General features: G+C 66.3%; 23 protein-coding genes. 13 read left to right on the forward strand and 10 right to left on the reverse strand.

Going from position 1 to position 20,354, the window contains the following annotated elements; translation table 11 throughout:
- Window positions 1–79 precede the first annotated feature (79 nt).
- The 4 genes from J5226_RS06905 (at window position 80) to J5226_RS06920 (ending at window position 2,935) form a co-directional block, all read left to right on the forward strand.
- Window positions 80–334, forward strand: coding sequence for a helix-turn-helix transcriptional regulator (locus J5226_RS06905; protein WP_255323016.1), 255 nt, complete (start codon window positions 80–82; stop codon window positions 332–334).
- A 78-nt stretch (window positions 335–412) separates the two neighbouring features.
- Window positions 413–661: a hypothetical protein gene (locus tag J5226_RS06910; RefSeq protein WP_215839099.1), complete on the forward strand. Its 249-nt coding sequence runs from the start codon at window positions 413–415 to the stop codon at window positions 659–661.
- A gap of 792 nt (window positions 662–1,453) precedes the next feature.
- Window positions 1,454–1,813, forward strand: coding sequence for a hypothetical protein (locus J5226_RS06915; protein WP_215839100.1), 360 nt, complete (start codon window positions 1,454–1,456; stop codon window positions 1,811–1,813).
- 57 nt (window positions 1,814–1,870) lie between these two features.
- Entirely contained in the window at window positions 1,871–2,935 is a 1,065-nt protein-coding gene (locus J5226_RS06920; protein WP_215839101.1) for an XVIPCD domain-containing protein, read from the forward strand.
- A gap of 51 nt (window positions 2,936–2,986) precedes the next feature.
- On the opposite strand, the gene J5226_RS06925 is transcribed toward J5226_RS06920, so the two are convergent.
- The gene (locus J5226_RS06925) at window positions 2,987–3,970 is read right to left on the reverse strand and encodes an HNH endonuclease signature motif containing protein (protein WP_255323017.1); all 984 of its coding nucleotides are present in this window, start codon (window positions 3,968–3,970) and stop codon (window positions 2,987–2,989) included.
- 352 nt (window positions 3,971–4,322) lie between these two features.
- Between J5226_RS06925 and J5226_RS06930 the strand changes: the two genes are divergently transcribed.
- The 3 genes from J5226_RS06930 (at window position 4,323) to J5226_RS06940 (ending at window position 6,563) form a co-directional block, all read left to right on the forward strand.
- Window positions 4,323–4,997, forward strand: coding sequence for a hypothetical protein (locus J5226_RS06930; RefSeq protein ID WP_215839102.1), 675 nt, complete (start codon window positions 4,323–4,325; stop codon window positions 4,995–4,997).
- 168 nt (window positions 4,998–5,165) lie between these two features.
- Entirely contained in the window at window positions 5,166–5,645 is a 480-nt protein-coding gene (locus J5226_RS06935; protein ID WP_215839103.1) for a VOC family protein, read from the forward strand.
- Window positions 5,646–6,005: 360 nt separating this feature from the next.
- Window positions 6,006–6,563: a hypothetical protein gene (locus tag J5226_RS06940; protein ID WP_215839104.1), complete on the forward strand. Its 558-nt coding sequence runs from the start codon at window positions 6,006–6,008 to the stop codon at window positions 6,561–6,563.
- A gap of 268 nt (window positions 6,564–6,831) precedes the next feature.
- Here the strand turns inward: J5226_RS06940 and J5226_RS06945 are convergent, their stop codons facing one another.
- The 4 genes from J5226_RS06945 to J5226_RS06960 form a co-directional block, all read right to left on the reverse strand.
- Window positions 6,832–8,397, reverse strand: a complete 1,566-nt coding sequence (locus tag J5226_RS06945) for a hypothetical protein (protein ID WP_215839105.1) — start codon at window positions 8,395–8,397, stop codon at window positions 6,832–6,834.
- Between the two features lie 430 nt (window positions 8,398–8,827).
- Window positions 8,828–9,961 carry an agmatine deiminase family protein gene (locus J5226_RS06950; RefSeq protein ID WP_215839106.1) on the reverse strand — a complete coding sequence of 378 codons (1,134 nt, stop codon included), beginning with the start codon at window positions 9,959–9,961 and terminating at the stop codon, window positions 8,828–8,830.
- A gap of 350 nt (window positions 9,962–10,311) precedes the next feature.
- Window positions 10,312–11,556, reverse strand: coding sequence for a HAMP domain-containing sensor histidine kinase (locus J5226_RS06955; protein WP_215839107.1), 1,245 nt, complete (start codon window positions 11,554–11,556; stop codon window positions 10,312–10,314).
- Window positions 11,540–12,217 (reverse strand): response regulator transcription factor, encoded by a 678-nt coding sequence (locus J5226_RS06960; RefSeq protein ID WP_215839108.1) that lies wholly within the window; start codon window positions 12,215–12,217, stop codon window positions 11,540–11,542. The genes J5226_RS06955 and J5226_RS06960 overlap by 17 nt, the downstream gene beginning before the upstream one ends.
- Window positions 12,218–12,377: 160 nt before the next feature.
- Here J5226_RS06960 and J5226_RS06965 point away from each other — a divergent pair, with 160 nt between their 5' ends.
- From J5226_RS06965 to J5226_RS06975, 3 genes are all read left to right on the forward strand, one after another.
- A complete protein-coding gene (locus J5226_RS06965; protein ID WP_215839109.1) occupies window positions 12,378–12,611 on the forward strand; it encodes a hypothetical protein in 234 nt (77 codons plus the stop codon).
- A gap of 119 nt (window positions 12,612–12,730) precedes the next feature.
- A complete protein-coding gene (locus J5226_RS06970) occupies window positions 12,731–13,096 on the forward strand; it encodes an STY0301 family protein (protein WP_215839110.1) in 366 nt (121 codons plus the stop codon).
- A 184-nt stretch (window positions 13,097–13,280) separates the two neighbouring features.
- Window positions 13,281–14,516 carry an MFS transporter gene (locus J5226_RS06975; RefSeq protein ID WP_215839111.1) on the forward strand — a complete coding sequence of 412 codons (1,236 nt, stop codon included), beginning with the start codon at window positions 13,281–13,283 and terminating at the stop codon, window positions 14,514–14,516.
- A gap of 16 nt (window positions 14,517–14,532) precedes the next feature.
- Here J5226_RS06975 and J5226_RS06980 read toward each other — a convergent pair whose 3' ends face one another.
- The 5 genes from J5226_RS06980 to J5226_RS07000 form a co-directional block, all read right to left on the reverse strand.
- Window positions 14,533–14,934: a hypothetical protein gene (locus J5226_RS06980; RefSeq protein ID WP_215839112.1), complete on the reverse strand. Its 402-nt coding sequence runs from the start codon at window positions 14,932–14,934 to the stop codon at window positions 14,533–14,535.
- A 4-nt stretch (window positions 14,935–14,938) separates the two neighbouring features.
- Window positions 14,939–15,607, reverse strand: coding sequence for a hypothetical protein (locus J5226_RS06985; RefSeq protein ID WP_215839113.1), 669 nt, complete (start codon window positions 15,605–15,607; stop codon window positions 14,939–14,941).
- Between the two features lie 232 nt (window positions 15,608–15,839).
- Window positions 15,840–17,273 carry a hypothetical protein gene (locus J5226_RS06990; protein ID WP_215839114.1) on the reverse strand — a complete coding sequence of 478 codons (1,434 nt, stop codon included), beginning with the start codon at window positions 17,271–17,273 and terminating at the stop codon, window positions 15,840–15,842.
- Window positions 17,274–17,277: 4 nt separating this feature from the next.
- Window positions 17,278–17,976 (reverse strand): hypothetical protein, encoded by a 699-nt coding sequence (locus tag J5226_RS06995; RefSeq protein WP_215839115.1) that lies wholly within the window; start codon window positions 17,974–17,976, stop codon window positions 17,278–17,280.
- A 430-nt stretch (window positions 17,977–18,406) separates the two neighbouring features.
- Complete coding sequence (locus J5226_RS07000; protein ID WP_215839116.1) at window positions 18,407–18,766, reverse strand: helix-turn-helix transcriptional regulator; 360 nt, start codon at window positions 18,764–18,766, stop codon at window positions 18,407–18,409.
- A gap of 116 nt (window positions 18,767–18,882) precedes the next feature.
- Between J5226_RS07000 and J5226_RS07005 the strand changes: the two genes are divergently transcribed.
- The 3 genes from J5226_RS07005 to J5226_RS07015 are packed head-to-tail and all read left to right on the forward strand — an operon-like array spanning window position 18,883 to window position 20,320.
- Window positions 18,883–19,137, forward strand: coding sequence for a hypothetical protein (locus J5226_RS07005; protein ID WP_215839117.1), 255 nt, complete (start codon window positions 18,883–18,885; stop codon window positions 19,135–19,137).
- 54 nt (window positions 19,138–19,191) lie between these two features.
- Window positions 19,192–19,737 (forward strand): DUF2058 domain-containing protein, encoded by a 546-nt coding sequence (locus tag J5226_RS07010; protein ID WP_215839118.1) that lies wholly within the window; start codon window positions 19,192–19,194, stop codon window positions 19,735–19,737.
- Window positions 19,738–19,765: 28 nt separating this feature from the next.
- Window positions 19,766–20,320, forward strand: a complete 555-nt coding sequence (locus J5226_RS07015) for a hypothetical protein (RefSeq protein ID WP_215839119.1) — start codon at window positions 19,766–19,768, stop codon at window positions 20,318–20,320.
- Window positions 20,321–20,354 lie beyond the last annotated feature (34 nt).

Here is a 20,354-nt window from a genome sequence, read left to right on the forward strand (position 1 = left end):
GTAATTGACGTTAAGTCGAGCTCTGAGGATTATTCGAGTGAGTGCTTCTGTTTACTCGATAGGGCTTAAGGAGCTGGGCATGTCTGTAGGTTTGCCGCAAGAAACGGCCGCGGTCCGCATCAACCGCTACGAAAAGGGCGTCCACGACGCCGATCTGGCCACCGCGCGCCGCATCGCGCAGTCGCTGGGCGTCCCGCTCGCCTTCCTCTACGCCGACACCGACGTGCTGGCCGAGGCCATCCTGACCCTGGGCCTGCTGTCCAAGTCCGAGCAGCGCAAGGCCGTGGCCGACCTCAAGGCCCGGCTGGCGCAGGCGGGCGGGGCGGGCGATTAGGGCCGGTCGCGCGTTCGCGGCGATGCGATCGCGCCCCGCGCGTAGACTCCGCCGATGGTCCCTGAGACGGAGCCGGCGATGACGCCACTGCACTATCACGCGGGCCCGCCGGTTCGGCTGGGCGACCGCGTCCGCTGGGGCGACGAGGGGCAGGGGACCGTCGTGGTCATGGTCGCCGAGCAGACCGCGCTGCCCGGTTATGTCGCCGCGGAGTGGGACTATCGGGTCCTCGGCTGCATGATCTCGGTCGAGGCGGCCGGGCTGTTTTATTACGACGCCGAGGGGCTGGCGCACGACGCCAACCTGGTGTTGCTCGCTCGGGCCTGAGCGGGTGAGCGGCGTCGGATCAGGCCGGCCCCTGCCGGATTCGCAGCCTTCCGTTCTCTGTCTGCGCTTTCGGGCGAGTTGGGTCGATGGGCGCGAGTTCGCTCGGGACTGGCCGGCCCGGTTGGATGGCGGTTGGACCGATGCGGGACTCGCGAGTGCGTCGTGGTTCCTTTGCTATTGCGGTATCGCGCTTGCGATAGCCCGGTCGGCCTGCTGCAGAACGGGGCAGGCACCTGAGCATCCCGAATCGGCTCTCGTGAGTCCGAAATTTGCTTACGCGAGTCGGGATTTGCTTCATGCGAGTCCGGATTTGCTCGACGCAGCTCCTAAATTTGCTTATGCGAGTCCCGATTTGCTTCATGCGAGCCCGAAATTTGCTCACGCGAGTCCGGATTTGCTTCACGTGAGTCCGAAATTTGCTCATGCGAGAACAAATTTTGCTTACGCGAGTCCTAAAAAGCTTTAACGATCGAGCTCTCGCGGCTTCCGATGTCCCTCGGAGCTGCTTCGATAAAGCTTTTTGCTGCTTTGAAGCCACACAAACTTCGTCCCTGCCGAAGTTCGCGTACCGAAACTGCCTAAAGCAGCATGGCCGTTGACGAGGCTCTAAGACGCGAAAGCCTGGTTCTGAGCGCGCCGCTCGCCCCGGGGTGCGCAGATTTGACGGCGTCCCTATGCCTATCCAAATAAGCTCCGACCGGGCATGTTAAGCGCTCGACGGCGCTGTCAGTTCTCGTGGCTCTCAACGCCTCCTTATCAAGGCTGCGCTCCCAAAACAAACGGATTCGACTTATGAATGGATGCAGTCCTCAGCAGCTACTTCAAAAGACGCTCTTTCTCATTGCGTCGCTGGCATTCGCTGGCTGCTCCGTCGTAAGCAGCCAGCCGCCGATCTATGCGGGCGATCTGCAGATCAAGACGGTCGGTCGAGATGTTCTGCCATCACAAGCGCTGACGAAGGAAGGCAACCCGTTCAACGGTGTCGCGTACAACACCCTGTCTGGTGACAGAGAGCCGCGCAGTTGCACGGAATGGGAAGGAGGGTTCGTTAACGGCGTCCCCACAGGAGAGTTCCTGTTGTACTCGAACTGCGGAAAGCTGGATTCGCACTGGCGTTTTGAAAAAGGGCAGTGGGTAAAGGTCGAGAAATAGGTGTCTTGAAGCAGTTGGTGCTCACAAGCGAGTGCTACACAAAGGAGAAGTAACGTCATGGCAGACTTTTCAGCAAGCGATCTGGCAACTTCCGGGATAGCCACCCAGTCGATCACCGAATCGGTGAATTCGCAGTTGCCCGGGCGAAACAACGGCCCCGCCGACGCTTATCGTCACCTGCTGCTGTCAGCAGAACTAACCCGTCAATTCGGCGAAGGCTATGCGCGCGCCGCTCTCGATTTTCACGAGTGGGATGGGAACCGCGCCGGCCAAGCCGCCGATACCAACCGGATGGATGAGCACAACAACGAGCTTGGTATTGCCTTGGGTAAGCGCTTAGCTGCGCAGCCTTCCAGTAGCTGGCAAGACGTTGTGGCCGGCGCCCGAGCTCTGATCGATGCGGCTCCCAACCAAGCTGCGGGTGTGCAGTGGTTGAAAGAAGACCGCTGGCAGATGAACCCGATGGGGCCGGATCAAAAGCGCTTACCTACGGGAGACGCTCGAATCAACTGGCCTGCGCAGTGGCCGGAAGGTCCGTTCCCTAATCCGGAGGGACGTGACGCGGGTGAGCCTTACAAGGAAGAAGTTCCGGTCAAGACGATGGACCATATGGTTCCGCCTCGTCAGCCCGAAAAGGACCTATTCGACCGATTGCGTGAGAACGTTGAGAGCATTCTCGATGAGCGATACGGTCGGCTACACACCGAGGCCGAGGCGGCGAGGTGGGCGGCCGGTGCGCCAACGGCCGCTGATCCCGGGCATCCGGACCACCGTACCTATCAGGCATTGCTATCGGGCGTGCAGAAAATTGGCCGATGGGATCAGGGCATGAGCGAGAACATCGCGGCCAATCTTCTTTTGGCTGTTAAGAATGACCCGATGATTAAGCAAGTAGACGCTGTCGTGGCTAACGCACAGGGCGCGTCTACGCCTCTCGTGTTTGCGGCGTATATGCCCAACGCGCAAGGGCCAAATTTCCATGTGCGGGTCGATGCGGAGCTGGCCGCCGCGACTCCGGCTCAAGAGTCTTTACGACAAGCGGCGCAGGTGGAACAACAGATATCTGAGCGGCGGTCGCAGTCGCAAAGTATCGAGACCTCGGGCGGACCTCGCATGAGCTAGTTACTTTGATGTTGTTCTCGCACCGGGGAGCGGTGCGAGAGCAACAGTGGATTAAGCCACTATCGAGTTTTCAATTAGCTCTTCCGCCGAATTGCCTTCGCTTCTGTACTTCTTGCCAAAGATGTGAGTTCGATGATGCTCAAGATAGAGCATCTGTTGCTTGTTAAATGTCCCGCAGTTCCTTCCGCTGCGAAGATCGAGGCCGAGCCGCTTCTTTACGTCCGCAGGCAACTCTCCTGTGACGATCAAGTGGCCCTTGTCTTCAAAGGTGATCCATCCTCGATCAAATAGAAGATCAGCCTGCGGAGTCAGCAGTACGCCATTGTGTCCGTCCGTCCGCTCGGCGCCCGTGATGCAAGCCGCCCATGGCTTGATGTGACTGGCGCGAAGGAAACGCAGATCTTGGACGCCAGTTAGACGGCATTGCTTCTCTACGCCAAGCAGGCGCCTGCGGAACAGAGCCTGTGATTTGCGAACCTCGATGACACGCTTGGTTACGGTATTGGCTAGCGGTTGGTAAGGGGCTTGTGGCTCCGCAATTCGATTAGCAGTGAAGAAATCCGCCTGTTCGACCGGTTCGAGCCGGAAAACGATGGCCGTCCGCGCCGGCCCGCGTGTCGCAGGGCTGTTCGGCTTCGGATACGACGACTGCTTGACGAACTCGCCCAGATATCGATACGGCTTGCCGCGCCCCATCATTTGAAAGAGCAACAGGCGCTTACCGTCCGCGACATGATTCTCGATGGCTCGATTACCCGCGACGTACTTCATGTCGCCGCTTTGGCCTTCGCCGAAGTAATGAAGAATTCCGTCGTCGTCCCAGTCGTCTACGTAGCCGTGGGAGTGCCCGGCTTCGCCGGTAAAGGCAAAGACAAACGGGTTGTCCTTGGGCGTGGAGATGCCGCCTTGGCGTTGTCCGCCGAAGACATCGTGGATGTCTTTACTCCGGCTGTAGAGCGCGCCAACTTCAAAAGGAATAGGGGTCACTTCGGGGCCGCCGCGGAATCCATGTGATCGTGGAACGTCCAGACCCAAGAATAGCGCCAATAGGCACACCTGGTATGCAATCAGGCGTCGGCGGGCCGCGTTCGCCCGGCGGGACGACGTCCGGTCGCATCACCTCCCCGTTAAAGACCTAAGCGGCTCTCCGTAGCCCGTAGAGAGCGCTTCGTTGGATATTCAAGGAAATCTCACCAGCCACGATGAGTCTTCCAGCAACAAACGCATCCAGCCGATCTCCTACCTCGATCCCGGCGTAGCGCTTCCGCGAACCTGCGTGCGCAGGTGACGACCGATGACACCGTAATGTCTCCGCGGTCCCTGTCTTGCCCCTGTCACACCCAGCGCATCGAATCGGCGCAGCGGCCTGCGTGCCAGGAGACGAGCCATGGCGTCGATCCGTGTTCCGGCTACGAGCCGGTATCCCGTTGTCCGAAGCGAATTCGCCCGTTGGGCAGCGGTCGTGCTGTGCGCGGCCGCCGTCTGGCCGCTATCCGCCGCCGCGCAACTCTCCCCCTGGCGAACCCTCAGCAACAAGGACGGCATCCATCTGGAGGCGCGCCGCATCGCCGGCGAGCGTTTCGATGAACTGCGCGTCAGCACTTCGGTAAAAGTCTCGCCGGATACGGTCGCGGATTTCCTGCTCGGCAAGTACCTCGACGCCAGGAACAAGAACATCCGCCGCCGTTTCATCCAGCGCGGGCCGGACGTGGCGGTCTGGTCGGATGTGCTCAGCGCGCCGGTGGCGGCGGATCGCTGTTATTCGATGCGCTTCGAGCGCAAGGATTCGGCGGACGGGTCGGTACGGGTGACATTCGCGTCGCTGGACGAAGCCGGTGCGAAGCCGAAGTCCGACTGCATCGCGCTGCGTTCGCGCGGGGAGTGGTCGATGACGCCGACGGCCGGAGGGACCCGGTTGGTGTATGCCTCGTTGACCGATATCGGCGGCGATACGCCGGCGTTTATGGTCAGGGGCTCGTTGTCGTCCGCGGCGGTCTCCAGTGTGCGCAAGGTGGTCGCCGGTTCGTCGGGCTTGGCATTGCCGCCGGGGTTGGGCGATTGATGGGGCGGCCGAGGCCGCGAGGGCGGGATGGCCTGTTTAGCAATGTGATCCGCGCATCTGCCGCCGCGTGAGACCATCCGGCCTGCGTTCGCGCCATCGTGGCGCCCGCGCTGTCGCGGGTTCGCGCGGCGCGAATCGGGTTTGCCTACCAACGTCAGGAGAACGTCAATGACCGCGAAGAACACCGTTTGCCTGTGGTACGACGGCGCCGCGCTGGAAGCCGCCGAGTTCTATGCGAAGACGTTTCCGGACAGCGCGGTGACCGCGGTCCATCACGCGCCGGGCGATTATCCCGACGGCCATCAGGGCGACGTGCTGACGGTGGAGTTCACCGTCGCGGGCATTCCCTGCGTGGGCTTGAACGGCGGGCCGGCGTTCAAGCACGACGAGGCGTTTTCGTTCCAGATCGCGACCGACGATCAGGCGGAGACGGATCGTTTGTGGGACGCCATCGTCGGCAACGGCGGCAAGGAGAGCGCCTGCGGTTGGTGCAAGGACAAGTGGGGGCTGTCGTGGCAGATCACGCCGCGCGCGCTGCTCGATGCGTTCACCGATCCGGACCGGGCCGCGGCCAAGCGCGCGTTCGACGCGATGATGCAGATGGGCAAGATCGATATCGCGAAGATCGAGGCGGCGCGGAAGGGCTGAGGCGGGTCGTGATTGTGGGGGCTTGCGCGCTAACGCCGGGCCCGTTCCGTCTATTGTGGCGAGGCGGTCGTCCGGGCGTCGATCCGGCGGCCGCGCCCGCCGCGACCAACACCATGGCGCTATAATCCGCGGCCCATTCACGACATCGGCGCGCGCACACACCGGCCGACGTCGCGGTGCTGTAACCCGCGTCCCGCTCACGGCATCGGCCGGCGCACGCACTGGCCGATGCCCCGGACATAGCCGGGTAAAGCCGATCCGCGCACAAGCCGGGCCGCCGTCCATCGCCTTCGTGGCCTGCGCGCCGCGCTGCCTGCGTTCAACGGTGGCGGCACTCCGCCGCCCACAGGGGCCCTTGCGATGGACGCGTACGGCAATCTCAACAGCATCGACGAATTTTCCGGCAACAAGCGCATCCGGCTGATCTCCTACCTCGATCCCGATGTGGCGCTGGGCGTGTTCCCGCCCACGGCGGATTCGTCGGGCTGGTCGGTGGCCGCGGTGCATCGGTTGTCGGCAGGCAGCGGCGGGCAGACGATCATGCGGGTCAACGCGATAGGGCCGGGGCGCTTCAGTCTGGCCTGGGACGGCGACACCAGTCAGTTCCTGTCGTGGGAGGGGACGGCCAGCGATCAGTTGGTCCTGGAGCAGTTGACTCAACCGCAGGACGGCGACCGCATCAATCCGCCGGAGTTCGCGCTGGATTTCATCGAGCTGTGCTGGTTCGCGCTCAACGATCCGTATCACGGGGCGGTGGTGGACATCAGCGAGTCGGGGACGGGCGAGGGCAATCCGGTGATTTCGTTCTCGTGGAACGGCGGTGCGAATCAGATCTGGCGCGCGCAGTGGCTCGATCATCCGGCGGCGGCGGAAATGGTGGGCGCGGATGCGTTGGCGGCGCAGCAGTGCGCGCGTTGAGGGTTTAGGGCGCGTGTTGGTGGAGCGTCGCTAGGTCCGGCATGGCGGCGGGCCCGCTTTTGGCGGGGCCGCTGTCGGTTGCTCGGATGTGGGGTGGGTTCGACGTTGGCGGGGTGGCGCGGTCGCGGCTTGCGCCGCTCCTACAGGGGGATTGCGTTGCGGCGCGGCGTCGGTCGCGTGAGGCGATGCGGTGTGGGTGGCTTGTCGGCGGCGCAACGCGATCGGACGTCGATCGCTCAAGGGCGCCGCTTGCGCGCGTCGAGGCGCTTCAGTCCAACTGGCCCTCGCCGTAAATCGCATACCGCCCGATCCGTCCGACCTTCGCCACCTCCGCTTGCACGTCCTCGCGCGCCAGCAACGTCTTGCGCGCTTCGCGCAAGGCGACGTCGCCCGGTAGCGGATTTTCGGACACGCGGTACTCCTGCAGCCACGTCAGCGCGTCCAGGCGGTCTTCGCGCGACGCGAGTTGTTCGGACAGCGTTCGCGCGGCGTCGTCGAGGCGCCCCGCGCGCAGCAGCGCTTCCAGGTAGACCTGATTGCCTTCGCTGCGGTGTTCGCGCAGATAGCGCAGCGCGGTGTCGGTGGCGGCGGTGTCGCGTTTGGCGGTCGCGACGCAGGCGCGGATGTTGTGCACGATCATGCGCGCGTAGCCGGTGAGGCTGTCGCCCACGCGGTCGAGGGTGGCGAGCGCGTCGTCGGGGCGGGCGACGCGGCAGTAGGCTTCGGCGAGGTTGAGGGTTTGGCTGACGTTGGGTTCGTCCGCATCGCCCAGGCGGCTGGCGCGTTCGAGTTCGGCGATGCCCGGCGCGATGCGGCCTTGGCGGCGCAAGGCGATGGACGCGGTGTTCATCAGCCACGCCTGTTCGCGCGGGTCGTCGTACGGCGGCTGCGCGGCCGGGGCGTCGGCGATGCGTTGCTTGACCTCGTCGTTGAGCGCGAGCGCTTCGTCGTCGAGGCCGGCGATCAGCAGGGCGTAGCCGAGTTGGCTGCGCGCGTCGAGGCTGCGCGGCTGCACTTCGGCTTGCTGGCGCAGCAGTTCGAGTTGGCGGCGCGAGGCGTTGTCGACGTTTAAGGCCCAGCTGTCGGCGGCCACCATGAAGTCGAAGCGCTTGTCGCTGCGCAGCGCTACCACCTGGATCGGGCCGACGACGCGCTTGGCGACGGCGCGCGCTTCGTCGCGGCGGTCGCGGTCGACCAGCATCTCGGTGAGGCTGAGCCAGATCGTGCTGGGATCGCTGGTGCGGCTGGTCCAGTTGGCGGCGAACAGCGCTTGCAGCAGGTCCAGGCGCGTGTCCGATCCGCGCGGCAACAGGTATTGCAGCCGGAACACGGTGGATTCGTCGACCTTCGCCAGCGCTTCCGGCCAATGCTCGGTCAAATGGATGAAGGCCTGCGCGGCGGCCTCCGGGCGTTCGAGTTCGGATTCGATCAGGGCCAGACGGTACCAATCGTCGGCGTCGTCGCCGGCCTGGGTGGCGCGGCGGTAGAGATCGGCGGCGCGCGGCATGTCGTCGGTTTGCAGCGCGGCGCGTCCGGCCGCGGCGAGCGCGGTGTGGCGGGCGGCGGCGGGCAGCTCGGCGAAGGCCGGCATCGCGATGGCTTCGGTGAAGGTGCGGTCGGCGAGTTGCGCGCCGCCGTTGCTCGCGAGCGTTTGCGCGAAGATCAGGCGTTGGCGCAGCAGCGCGCGTTCGATGCCGGTGTCGTTCGCGGCGTCTTTGCCGCTGGCGGCGGCGCCGGCTTCGGCGGCTTTCGCGGTTTGCGCGTGGGCGCCCGTGGCGACGAGGCCGAGCGCGAGAGTCAGGCCGCACAACGCGGCGCCAAGGCGGTTACCCATTGCAGTCCCCGATCGCCGGCAGGGCGGCGTCCGTCCGTGGTGGCGGCCCGCGGGAGCGGCGGGCCGGCGTTGAGCGGCAAGGATAGCGGTTGTGGGGCGGTCGTGTATTGCGGTTGTCTCAAGAACGCGGCCGTGTTCTGGGGTGGCTTCGTTCGCGTTGCCCGGCCGTTGGCTCACAAGAGCTACGAACGTAGCGGCGGGCGCTCGAACCAGCGCGGGTGACAATGCCTTCGCGCTGCCCGGCGGCGAGCGTGGCGGGCGCGACGAACGCAATGGCGGACGCGTCGAATCGGGACGGCGGCGTTGCCTTCGCCGCTGACGGCGGCAGCGCGGCGGCCGTCGTGCACGGACCCGCGCGCCGCGTGCCGCACACACGAACGCCCGGCCCGCTTGAGCGCACCGGGCGCGCGTGCGCCTCGCGACGAAATCCTTACAACGCCGCCGGCTGCTGCTGCGTCACGCAATGCACCATGCCGCCGTTGCGATACAGATTGCGCACGTCGATGCCGATCACGGTGCGGCCCGGGAACGCGCGCTGCAAGATCGCCTTGGCCACGGCATCGTTCGGGTCCTTGTACTCCGGCATCAGCACCACGCTGTTGCCGACGTAGAAGTTCACGTACGAACCCTTGTAGCCGAGCTCGTAGCCGTAGGTCGTCACCACGTCGCGCGCCGTCAGCGGCAGTTGCACGAAGCGGTAGGGCTTGCCGTCCACGTCGCTCGCGTTATACAGACGCTCGACATCGGCCGACGATAAACCCCATTCGCGCAGATCCGCGCGGCTCATGGTGACGATGGTGTCCGGCAGACCGAAGCGGGCGAAGCCGTCGATGTGCATGTCGGTGATGTCGTCCTTGCCGCCGTCCTTGCCGTCGAGCCAGATGAACTTGCTGACGCCGAGCTGGTCGCGCAGCACCGCTTCCAGTTCCGCTTCGCTCAGATCGGCGTTGCGGTTGGGCTCGCGGGTGGAGCTGCGCGTGGCCATCAGCACGCCGCGGCCGTCGACTTCGATCGCGCCGCCTTCCAGCACTACGTCGTTCAAGTCCACGCGCGGCAGGCCGAGTTCGCGCGCCACGGTGGCCGGCACGCCGTCGTCCTTGCGGTAGGGCGCATCCAAGCCCCAGCCGTTGAAGCCCCAATCGCCGATGGTGAGCCGGTCGTTGCGGTCGTAGACGAACAGCGGGCCATTGTCGCGCACCCACACGTCGTCAGTGGCGCGGATCAGGAAGCTGACTTTTGCGAGCGGCACACCGGCGTTGCCGAGCAGGCGGCGCACGCGCGCTTCTTCGCTGGCGTCGTAGACGACGATGTGGACCGGCTCGCTGGCGATCAGGGCGCGGGTCATCGCCACCCAGGTCGGGTCGAGGCGGTCGCGGTAGGCGCGGCCGTAGGTGTAGGCGTGCGGCCACTGCAACCAAGTGGCGTCGTGGCGCGCGGTTTCGTCGGGCATGAAGCCGGACTGCGCGCGCGCGGCGCCGGGGTGGGCGAGGCCGGCGGCGAGCAGCGCGGCGGCGGCGAGGGCGAGCCAGGCGGGGCGGGCGGCGGGGAGGTTCGGAGTGGGCATGGCGGCGGGCCTGTGGGTTCGGGGTCGGGGGACGGGGCGCACGTTACCGGGCGAACCTGATATCCAGCTGATACCCGCCAGGCGCCCGCGAAACCCGCGCAATCCGGGTCAGTTCCGGCCCAGTTCCGGCCCGCTCCGCCAAATCCAGCTCCCCAAGAGCCGCCAACAGAGCCGCGCGATGCCCCGCCGTACTGCGCTACGCCCCCGCCGTACCGCGCGACGCCCACTCCCCGCCGTACTGCGCGACGCCCACTCCCCCGCCATACCGCGCAACGCCCACTCCCCCGTCATTCCGGCGAAAGCCGGAATCCATTTTGATCTTGCTCCCGCCCACCCAGGCAACGCGCGACCTAAGCGCGCCCCTGCAAAACCAACTCCACCCGAGCCCCACCGCCATCCCGGTTCGACAACCGCACCTCGCCACCATGCAACTGCGCGATGTGCTGCACGATGGACAGCCCCAAGCCGCTGCCCGGACTGCCCGGGCCGGACACGAACGGCTCGCGAAGACGCGCAAGCAACTCGTCGGGAAAGCCAGGCCCGCGATCCTCGACAATCACCTTGTTCGCTTCGACGGTGACGACCACCGGCTCGGTGTCGGTGGCCTTCGCCGCATGCACCAGCGCGTTTTCGATCAAGTTGCGCACCGCCGTTTGCACGAGGCGCACATCGGCGTCGATCACCGATTCGGTGGCGTGCAGTTCGACGGCCGCGTCCTCGGGGATCACCGCTTCGACCAACAAATCGAGCCGCACCGCTTCCTTGGTCGCCGGCGCCGCCGCTGCATCCAACCGCGCCAGCAACAGCAGCTTATCGACCAACCCCGCCGTCTGCCCCGCGACGCGAGCGACCTTGCCCAACACCTGCTCGGCCGGCTCGCGCCCGTCGTGCGCGGTCTCGCACAGCGCCTGCAAGCGCGCCACCGGCGTGCGCAGCTCGTGCGCGGCCGCGGCGAGAAAACGCTCCTGCTGCTCGAACGAGGCGATGGCCGGCCGCAGCGAACGCCGCGACAACACATTGCCGACCACGATGCCGAGCGCGGCGAACGCGGCGGCGATCAGCAGCGTCCAGCGCACGAACGCGGCTTGCGCGGCATCGCGCGCGGCTGGGTCGGCCAACACCAGAATCGTCGCGACCGCGCGATCCTGGTCGTCGTAAGTCTCCTTACCTTGCAGCAAGTACGCGCGGCCGTTGCGGTCGCGGCCTTCGCGCAGGCCTTCGGGCCCTTCGCTCATCGCCGCATCGGCGACCGCGAACGGATCGGCCAGATCGAAGCGCGGCTTCGCGGGTTTCAGCAACACCCGCGCGGGGGTGCCGTTGCCGATCACCCAGATATCGGCATCGCCGTCGAGCAAGCCGGGTTCCTTGCGCAGCACCTCGTCGTGCAAGCGGCCCTCGGCGTCGAACCACGCTAACCCGTACACCGCCGTGGCGCGCAGCCGCAGATTCGAGGCCAAGTCGAGCTGGGTCAGGCGTGCGTGCGTGAGGATCGCGACCGTGCACAGCGCCGCCACGCACAACAGCCACGCCGCCGTCCAAATCGCGGTGAGCCGCAGATGCAGCCGCCGCAACAGCCGGTCACGCGCGCGCGGCATCGGGCGCCTCCAGCAAATAGCCCGACCCGCGCACCGTGCGCAGCAGCGCCGGTTCGCCGAGCTTGCGCCGCAAGGTAGCGATCAACACTTCCTCGGCGTTCGACGCAGGCTGCTGCTCCTCGCCCCAACACGCGGCGAGAATGTCCTGTCGCGGCACCGCCTGCCCCACGCGCTCGGCCAGCAACTGCAGCAGCGCGAACTCCTTCGGCCGCAACGGCAACGCGATGCCCGCGCGTCGCGCCTCGCGCCGACCCAGATCGACCTCCAGATCGGCGATACGGATCACGCTGGGCCGGATCGCGCCGCCACGGCGGCCGATGGCGGCGATCCGCGCGATCAACTCGTCCATCGAGAACGGTTTGACCAAGTAATCGTCCGCACCGCTGGCGAAGCCTTCCACGCGGTCGGCCACCGCGTCGCGCGCGGTGAGGAACAGCGCCGGCGTGGCGATGCCGCGCTCGCGCCAGGCTTGCAGCGACTTCAGCGAGTCCCCATCGGGCAACGTGCGGTCGAGCACGAACGCCGCGTACGCATACGACTGCACGAACGATTCGGCCTCGGCCAGATCGCCGGCCTCGTCCACCGCATGCCCGTGCGCGCGTAGGCGCCCGGCGACGGCCTCGCGCAGGTCGGTTTGGTCTTCGAGCAGGAGCAGGCGCATGGGGCGGAGCTTACCGCCGCCGGCGCGGGAACAGATGAAGTCGGCGACCAAACGCGCCACCGGCGGCCATCATGCGGCCGGCGGAGGCGAACCTGTTGAAGCGTTTGCGCGAGCGTGCGAGCCTGCGCGTCGCGCAGGCGAACCCGCAGGACGATGCTTCATGAAAATCAGTGGCTACGGCAACGAAGAAATCCAGCACCGCGCATTGGCCGAAATCACTCTGATCGCCAGCCCCGCCGAGCTGCGCCGAATCGCCGCTTTCCTCACCGACGCCGCTGCCGAAATGGAGCGCATGGGCCCGATCTACGACCACGAACACCTGTGCGACCGCCAGCCGGGCTTCGACGATTCGCCGCAAATCGTCGTGGTCAATGCCGATCTGATGCTTCCGTAAACCCTTGCTTGGTGGTCGGCGCGTCGGGTGGGGCATGATGTTCGCCAGGCAGATGAACCACGAATGCAGCGCCTGATCGCTGACGCGCTCCCCCGCCCCGAACCGAATAGGTCCATCCCATGCCGCCGCACAGAATCCTCGCTGCTTCGAGCCTCATCGCGCTGATGATCTGTTCCGCCGCCAGCGCCGCCAGCGCCGCCAGCGCCGCCGCGGCCGAAGTCTGTCCCGCGCGCCCCGGCCATTCGCCGCGCTACGTCGATGTGTTCGACGGTACGCCCGAGGAAATGGCGACCCTCGTTCCGGACGAAACCGGGAGATCGTCGGGCCGTTGGCAACTCGGCTACGTCTACGAGGCCGGCCGCGTCGTCACCGTGCGTTGCCGCTACGACGACGGCCAGACCGCGGACGTGACGCTGTCGAAGAAGGTGAACGCGTGCGTTTACAAGATCGATGCGAAAAAGCGGCTCAAGCTGAGCTGCGAGTGAGTCGGGGGCCGGCGCTGGTCATGGGCGATCCCGCCGCGCGAGCCCCGTCCAGCGCGCGTGAGGCGCCGCGCGAAGGGCGCCGCCGGCCCAAGCCGGGGCGATGAATTCCCGGCTGGGCGCCGCCCACGGCCAGCGGCCAATCCCTGCAATGGCGCCAAATGCTGCAAAGCACAATAATGCCCCCATGACCCCCACCACCCCCGCCCCGGGCGCCGCCGCTCCCGCGCCCGTCCTGTCCCCGCGCCAAGTCGGCCTGATCCTGTTCGCCCTGGCCCTGGGCGGGTTCGCCATCGGCACCAGCGAGTTCGTGGTGATGGGGCTGATCACCGAGATCGCCCGCGCGATGGGCGTCGACGAGCCGCAGGTCGGCCACGTCATCAGCGCCTATGCGCTCGGCGTGGTGGTCGGCGCGCCGGCGCTGGCGATCCTCGGCGCGAAGATGTCGCGCCGCAGTTTGCTGCTGTCGCTGATGGCGTTCTACGCGGTCGGCAACCTCGCCAGCGCGCTGGCGCCGGGCTACTACACGCTCACGCTCGCCCGCTTCGTCGCCGGTTTGCCGCACGGCGCGTACTTCGGCATCGCCGCGCTCGTCGCCGTGCGCATCACCCCGCCCGAACAACGCGGCCTCGCGGTCGGACGGGTGATGCTCGGTTTGTCGATCGCGCTGTTGGTCGGCAATCCGCTGGCGACGTGGCTCGGTCAAGCCTTCGGCTGGCGCTGGGCGTTCGCGCTGGTGTCGCTGATCGCGCTGGCGACCGTGGCGATGACCGCGCGCGTATTGCCGCCGGGCATGCACGCGCCGCGCCCGAACGTGTTGAACGAATTGCGCGACTTCAACCGCAAGCCGGTGTGGCTGGCGTTGGGCATCGGCGCGATCGGTTTCGCCGGCATGTTCTGCGTTTTCAGCTATCTCGCGCCGACCTTGGTGCACGTCACCGGCGTGCGCGAATCCTTCATTCCGTTCGGGCTGGTCGCGTTCGGCATCGGCGGCATTCTCGGCACGCTCGGCGGCGGTTGGCTGTTCGACAAGCTGCAGTTCCGCGCCGCGGCGTGGATTCTGGTTTGGTCGATGGCGATCCTGCTGCTGTTCCCGCTGGCCGCGCGCTCGGTGTGGACGGTGCTGCCGGCGGTGTTGGCGGTCGGCACGATGGGCGCGCTGGCGACGGTGCTGCAAGCGCATTTGATGGACGTGGCGCGCTCGGCGCAGACGCTGGCCGCGGCGTCGAACCACTCGGCGTTCAACATGGCCAACGCGCTGGGCCCGTGGCTCGGCGGCATGGCGATCAACGCGGGCTGGGGCTGGACTTCGACCGGCGTGGTCGGCGCGACGACGGCGCTGGTCGGTTTGATGATCTACCTGTGGGCGCGCATGGATGCACGCAGCGACGGCGAACTGGCCGCGCTCGGCGATACCGACTGAGCTTCGCCGCGCCCGCTCATCGCGCCGCGCGCGTGCGCGCACTCGCGCGCAGGTGCCAGAACGCGAGGAAGCCGGCGAACGCGATGGCCGGCCACGCGAGCATCGCGGCGATCAACGCGGCGCCGCCGAACCCCGCCATTCCCAGCGCTCCCAGCAGGAAGCACAGCAGCGGCCAGCCCGCATGCAGCGGGCGCTCGCGCACCCAGCCCCAGGTCATCCAGGCCAGCGTCACCCACGCGCCGCAACCGGCGGCGAGGCCGCCGTAGAGCGACAGCGCCTGCGCGGGCGGCGACCCCCCGGGCTGGCCGATGTCGGCGAGCGCCTCGTACGTCAGCAGCGCATAGGGCACCAGCGCCGGCATGCACATCGCCCACGCGATCAGCGCGAGCAGCGGGCGAGTGTCCGCGCCGGTGGCCATGCGCTTACGGCGTCTGCACCTTGCGCAAGATGTTGAACAGGAACTCCAGGTGTTCCTTGCCGCGCGCCGACCACACGTTGTAGAGGCAGCGCTGCCCCGCTACTTCCAGATAGCCCAGGTAGTTGGGCCCGGTGCCACCTTCCAGTCCGTAGCTGGCCTTGCTGCCGTCGCGCCAAGTCACCGTGTTGGGGAAGGTGTATCCCTTGCCGTCCACATCCACCCCGGTGCCGGCGATGCCGAACACGCTGCGTTGGCCGGGCAAGTCGTAGGCCACGGCCCAGCCGTCGGAGAAGCTGGCACGGCGCACCTTGATGCCGGCGTCGCGTTCGGCCTCTTCCGCGCCGACGAAGGCCAGCAACGCGCAACGGTCGCGGTTTTTCGCCTTCTTCCATTCCGCCAAATACACCGGCGACACCGCCGAGGCCGGTTTCGGCGCGCCCTGCCACGGCGCGGGTATGCCGCCGCCAGCGGGAGCGGGGATCGAGGACGCTTTCAGCGCCGGCGCGGCCGGACCTGTCGATGCCGCGGCGACGGGCGCAGGAGCGGCCGCCTGCGCGGCCGACGTAGCGCGAGCGGCATCGGTATGAACGCGGAAACGGGCCTTTTCCTCGGCCTGGGCGCCGAGAGCGCACAGGCCGACGGCCAGCGCGAGCAGAGACGGGGCGATCTTCATGAGAATGCTGTCGTTCCTTGAAGCAGGGGAATGTAGTGCGGCCGGCGCGCGGGTGGCGACGGCGTGCGGTGCGATTCTAGCGAGAGCTGTGGGGGAGGGTGTTAGGCCGGCGGGGCGGCCTTCGATCAAGCTCGCTGGCGCCTAGTCGGGCAATCTTGCCGAAGGGCGGAGGCCGATCATCGGCGCGCGTGCTTCCAGCAGCCCCGTAGCGCTCGGGCTCGCGCCGCAGTATCTAGGGCGCGATCTTCGGACCGTTCCGCGACGGACCGTCCGTTGCGAGCGTTTGCGCGTGAGCTTGTTGCCGCGCGTGTTCCTGATTGAGTTGTTCGACGCGATCCAGGCTCTTCTCCGCGGGCACTTGGGCCGCGACATCGGCATTCACCGCGAGATGGTGATGCGGGCCCGCCGGCCCGTGCGGCGAGGCATACCCGATAAGGTTCGTCGCGCCGTCCGCGCCTTTGCCGACGACGACACCGGAAAGGTATTGCCCCACGAGGACATCGCCTTTCACCGCCGCCAAGCCGGCCGCGGCGAGATTGCGCGCTTCGACGTCGCTCCAGCGGCCGTCGGCCTGCGCCGCGCGGTGGAACCGCTCGAACGTCGGATAATCGGGATGCCCTGGGCTGTCCGCGCGAAACGCGGGCCGCGCCGCGGTGGCTTCGACACCGACATCCCTCGGGCCGGGTTCGGGCATTCCCGTGCTGGTGTCGTTGACGGTCTTCCACGCCAGCTTGCCGTCGCTGGTGTCGGTGAAGCTGAAACTCTGGGCGGCCCCAGGCAGGTTCACCCCGTTGCGTTCGATCTGAGCGAGGTCGAGCCGCAAGCGCTTCAGATCGAGGTGGATATCCGGGACGGCTTGCGTCGTGTCCTTGGCGATGTCGGCGTGGACGGCCGCGATCGTGGCGAGTACGGTCGGCCCGTAGTAGTTGCGGTAATTCGAGTCGCCGTTTCGGCCGAGGCTTGCGCCTTGGTCGTAATGGCAGGCTGCTACGGCTTCGACGGCGGGGCTTTTGAAGCGGTTTCCCGTGAGTTGGAAACCGTGCTTGGAAAGCTCGATGTCAGGCGCCAACTCGACCTGTCCGGTGGTCTCGTGTCGCTTGACGCAGCCGGTGGACGCATCCACACGTTCTAGAAATTGTTGGAGATTGTATCCGCCGGGCCGGCTGCCGATCCGGCTCGCTACCGAATTCATGCTGATGAGTTCGGACAGCGCTTCGTCGTTGCGAGTGAAGTTCAAGTAACGCTCTGCGTCCGCGGTGACGTCGATCTGCGATGTGTTGCCCAAGCCTTCCGTCAGTTTGATTTCGATGGCGGATGAGAGCCGATCGATCTCTGCCGACCGCGCCTTTTCGGTTAGCGCGTGGCCTGTTTCGTGCCCCAGGATCGCGGCGATGTTGTCGATGCGGGCAATCGCATCGCCCAAGTCCTGTGTAAACCCGTTGATGCCGACGAAGACAGTGCCGCTCTTTCGATCGTAATGGCCGCCTTCGTTCCCTTCGCGGGTGATGCCGATATGCTTCAGCGTCCGCTGTTTCACCGCATCGACCATCACGTGGGTGAGGTAAGGCGAACTCGCGATGGCGGCCTCGACATCGTTGGCCGCGTTCGGCGGAAGGCCTGTTTGCCCGGCGAACTCGTCGACGAGGGCGCGCAGCGGCGACGGCAACGGCCTAGCCATAATCGACCTCGTCGTCGTTGGCGTCGATAGTGATGAAAAACACGCAAGGCCGTCCCTTCGGATCGGAACCATCCAGCGCGCGGTACAGGTTCACGACCACGTAGAAGGTGATGTGATTGGCTGGAACGTCCTTGCGGAAACCCCAGCGTTCCTTGAGGCCCGACGGGCCTTTTCCGCGCGAATAACCCAGCGCGGCGATATCGTCGCTCAGTGGGGCGAAATCCAGGCTGCAAGCAGCCGGTGCGTTCTCGCGTTGACGCGGGTCGCCCTTCCACCCGGCGGGCGTCCAGTAAATGCCCACATGCTTCCCGGGCGGCCCTTCCGAGTACAAGGTGCTTACCCTGACGGCGTAACGGCCTCCACCGGTGAGCTGGCCTTGGACCGCTCGGCTGTCGGCGTCCTCCGGGTCCGGTCCCAACGGAACGCCCAGAACCTTCGCCACATGCGCCGACTCTGTATCCCGAGCGGTCGTCAGGCTGCCGATCAGCGCCAGCACGCGCTTACGCAGTTCCTCGTTCGCCAAGGCTGGCCCTTGCGGCATCGGAAGACGCGCGGACGAGGGCGGGGCGGGCTTCGGCGGCGGCATCGCGCTCGCGGCCGCGGCGGCGGCGCGGTCGGCTGCGGCCGCTGCTTCGTCGGCGGCTTGCTCGGGTGTGGTGGCGTCGATGGGAGTGGAAGACGGAGCCGTCATGGCGGTGTTCTCCTTGGGTGTTTCAGGCGCGGACGTCGCCGGCGGCTGCGCGCACGCCGCGAGGCCCGCGAGGGCCAAAGGCAGCAGCCAGGAAAAGAAAGCGACGCTAGGGCGGGCTAGGGCGTTCCTTGTCGCGCTCATATGGTCTCCTTCACCAACGCACGGCCCTGGGGGAATTACGGGCGCAGTGGTGTCGCGCCCACAATGCGCAAACGGGCGCTGGGCTTCAAGGCGTTATTTCTCCAGCCAATTGGTGGCTTATCGAGAAAAACGGCGCGGATTTGAGCGGTTTGGGTGAAGGTGTGCCCGGATGGCATTGCCAGGGCGCGAAGACGCTGGCGAACGCAAAGCGGTGTGCTGGCACCGTGTGCGCGTCAGAGCCGGCGCCAGTTTCGCGAGCGGCCGGCTGAGAGGTTTTAGGCGGCGAGGCTCAGTCTTCGATCAAGCCGAGCAGCATCTTGCGCTTTTTGGCCGAGAGTTCGCGATAGCGCAGCAACAGCAGTTGCTCGTCTTGTGTCTCGGCCGTGCGGGCCAGGTTTTCCGCGCTGGTGCGTGGCTTTTTAGTCACCGAATTTCCAGCACCTTTGCCGGCGATCAGCCAGTCGAGTGTCATTCCGTCCTTCGCGAATATGCGAAGGAACCCTTCGAGATGCCGAAGATTTGGTTCTCCCCTGTTGGTTTCCCATTTGGAAACCGTGGCGGATGAGACCTCAAGCTCGAAACCGAGCTTTTCTTGGGACCATCCGCGCCTTTCCCGGAGTGACCGCAGCCTTGAGCCAAAAGTATCCATAAAGGAAGTTTGTATAACGCCGTCGAAATTGTCCTCTTAAAAACGTTGACATGGAATTTTCGATAAACGAAAATTCGGGCGTGCTCGATTCGAGCATGTAATTGAAGGAGGCATGCATGGACGCCGCTCCAATCACCGACCTCGCCAAGGCCCGCTTCGCCCGCTACCTGCGCCCGGACGACACCCTAGACATCGCCGCGATCCAGCGCATCGCCCACGAACTGCAGGTGCCGATGGCCTACCTGTTCACCGACACCGACGTCCTGGCCCAGATGGTGCTGGCCTTCGGGCTGCTGCCGGAGGACCGGCAACGCGCGACCCTGGCCCGGTTGCAGCGCGAACTGTTCCCCAAAGGCCCGCGCCGGCGCTGACGCCCCGCGCCGGGCGCTTCCGGCGCGCCGGGCCGCCGTACTAGACTGCGGCGTATGCGAAATCCCCTACAAGAACAGCTGCTCAAGGCCGGCCTGGCGAAGAAGTCCCAGGCCACCCAGGCCGTGCGCGAGCAGAACAAGCAGCGCCAGTCCAAGAACCCGCAGGCGCCCAGCGCCGAACAGGCCGAGGCCGAACGCGCCCGCGCCGAAAAGGTCGAACGCGACCGCGCGCTGGAGGCCGAGCGCAAGGCGCAGGCGCGCGCGCATGAGGCGCGGGCGCAGGTGCATCAGATCGTCGAGCAGAACAAGGTCAAGCGGAAGGGCGAGATCGCCTATCGCTTCAACGACGGCGAGGCGATCAGGACGTTGTATGTCGATGCGGCGCTGCGCACGCAGCTCGCTGGCGGCGCGTTGGCGATCGTGCGTCACGGCGACGATTACGAACTGATCCCGCGCGCGGCGGCGGAGAAGGTGCGCGAGCGCGATGCGGCGATGGTGGTGCTCGATCACAGCGTCAAGCCGATGGCCGCGGCGCAGGAGCTGAGCGAGGACGACGCGTACTACGCGCAGTTTCAGGTGCCGGACGATTTGATCTGGTAACAGCGCAGACGCTTTAGGGGACGTGCGCATGTGGTGGAAGGCATTTCCGCGTTGCACGGTGCAGGGGCCGGTGGAGCCCGTGCCGTACGCCCATTTCGCCACCCACGGTGCGGTTCCGCAGAAGTGCCGGCGTTGCTATTTCATGCTGGAAGGCGAATGCACGCGCGCCATCGACCAGGTGGCGGGCTATCTCGCATTGGATCATGGGCCGTGTCCGGTGCCCGGGTCTGGCGCGCCGGTGCGGATCCTGGCGACGGCTACGCAGGCGGGCGGCTACGTGCCAGGGAAATGCCTGGGTTGCGAGCATCTGGACGCGACGCTGGCGGTCTGCAACTACCAGCGCAGCCGTTGGGGCGACTGGTCGCGCACGCTCGACTGGGGCGATTGGGAACCGGACGTACCGAATCTTGGGGTAATCCGAGACCGTTACGTTTCTCCGGATTTGGTGCGCGCGGTGTGCGAGGAGCGGCGCAACGATGCGCTGAAGATTTTTCTTGCGACCAACGATGGCGCCGGATTCGCCGAAGCGTTGAAGGCTTACCAGGAGCTGCGCCTGCGCTGGGAATCGAGGCGCGAGGCTTGATACGTTCGATATGGCCGCCTGCGGCGCATGGCCG

The organism is Lysobacter sp. K5869, from assembly GCF_018847975.1.
Lineage (GTDB): Bacteria > Pseudomonadota > Gammaproteobacteria > Xanthomonadales > Xanthomonadaceae > Lysobacter.

Bases quoted from the DNA above. Each gene is read 5' to 3' on its own strand.
- J5226_RS06995 (WP_215839115.1), bottom strand. From the start codon at position 17,976: ATGACGGCTCCGTCTTCCACTCCCATCGACGCCACCACACCCGAGCAA.
- J5226_RS06960 (WP_215839108.1), bottom strand. From the start codon at position 12,217: ATGCGCCTGCTCCTGCTCGAAGACCAAACCGACCTGCGCGAGGCCGTC.
- J5226_RS06940 (WP_215839104.1), top strand. From the start codon at position 6,006: ATGGACGCGTACGGCAATCTCAACAGCATCGACGAATTTTCCGGCAAC.
- J5226_RS06970 (WP_215839110.1), top strand. From the start codon at position 12,731: ATGCCGCCGCACAGAATCCTCGCTGCTTCGAGCCTCATCGCGCTGATG.
- J5226_RS06930 (WP_215839102.1), top strand. From the start codon at position 4,323: ATGGCGTCGATCCGTGTTCCGGCTACGAGCCGGTATCCCGTTGTCCGA.
- J5226_RS06975 (WP_215839111.1), top strand. From the start codon at position 13,281: ATGACCCCCACCACCCCCGCCCCGGGCGCCGCCGCTCCCGCGCCCGTC.
- J5226_RS06985 (WP_215839113.1), bottom strand. From the start codon at position 15,607: ATGAAGATCGCCCCGTCTCTGCTCGCGCTGGCCGTCGGCCTGTGCGCT.
- J5226_RS06910 (WP_215839099.1), top strand. From the start codon at position 413: ATGACGCCACTGCACTATCACGCGGGCCCGCCGGTTCGGCTGGGCGAC.
- J5226_RS06945 (WP_215839105.1), bottom strand. From the start codon at position 8,397: ATGGGTAACCGCCTTGGCGCCGCGTTGTGCGGCCTGACTCTCGCGCTC.
- J5226_RS06950 (WP_215839106.1), bottom strand. From the start codon at position 9,961: ATGCCCACTCCGAACCTCCCCGCCGCCCGCCCCGCCTGGCTCGCCCTC.
- J5226_RS06965 (WP_215839109.1), top strand. From the start codon at position 12,378: ATGAAAATCAGTGGCTACGGCAACGAAGAAATCCAGCACCGCGCATTG.
- J5226_RS06980 (WP_215839112.1), bottom strand. From the start codon at position 14,934: ATGGCCACCGGCGCGGACACTCGCCCGCTGCTCGCGCTGATCGCGTGG.
- J5226_RS07000 (WP_215839116.1), bottom strand. From the start codon at position 18,766: ATGGATACTTTTGGCTCAAGGCTGCGGTCACTCCGGGAAAGGCGCGGA.
- J5226_RS06935 (WP_215839103.1), top strand. From the start codon at position 5,166: ATGACCGCGAAGAACACCGTTTGCCTGTGGTACGACGGCGCCGCGCTG.
- J5226_RS06955 (WP_215839107.1), bottom strand. From the start codon at position 11,556: ATGCCGCGCGCGCGTGACCGGCTGTTGCGGCGGCTGCATCTGCGGCTC.
- J5226_RS07010 (WP_215839118.1), top strand. From the start codon at position 19,192: ATGCGAAATCCCCTACAAGAACAGCTGCTCAAGGCCGGCCTGGCGAAG.
- J5226_RS06915 (WP_215839100.1), top strand. From the start codon at position 1,454: ATGAATGGATGCAGTCCTCAGCAGCTACTTCAAAAGACGCTCTTTCTC.
- J5226_RS06920 (WP_215839101.1), top strand. From the start codon at position 1,871: ATGGCAGACTTTTCAGCAAGCGATCTGGCAACTTCCGGGATAGCCACC.
- J5226_RS07015 (WP_215839119.1), top strand. From the start codon at position 19,766: ATGTGGTGGAAGGCATTTCCGCGTTGCACGGTGCAGGGGCCGGTGGAG.
- J5226_RS07005 (WP_215839117.1), top strand. From the start codon at position 18,883: ATGGACGCCGCTCCAATCACCGACCTCGCCAAGGCCCGCTTCGCCCGC.
- J5226_RS06905 (WP_255323016.1), top strand. From the start codon at position 80: ATGTCTGTAGGTTTGCCGCAAGAAACGGCCGCGGTCCGCATCAACCGC.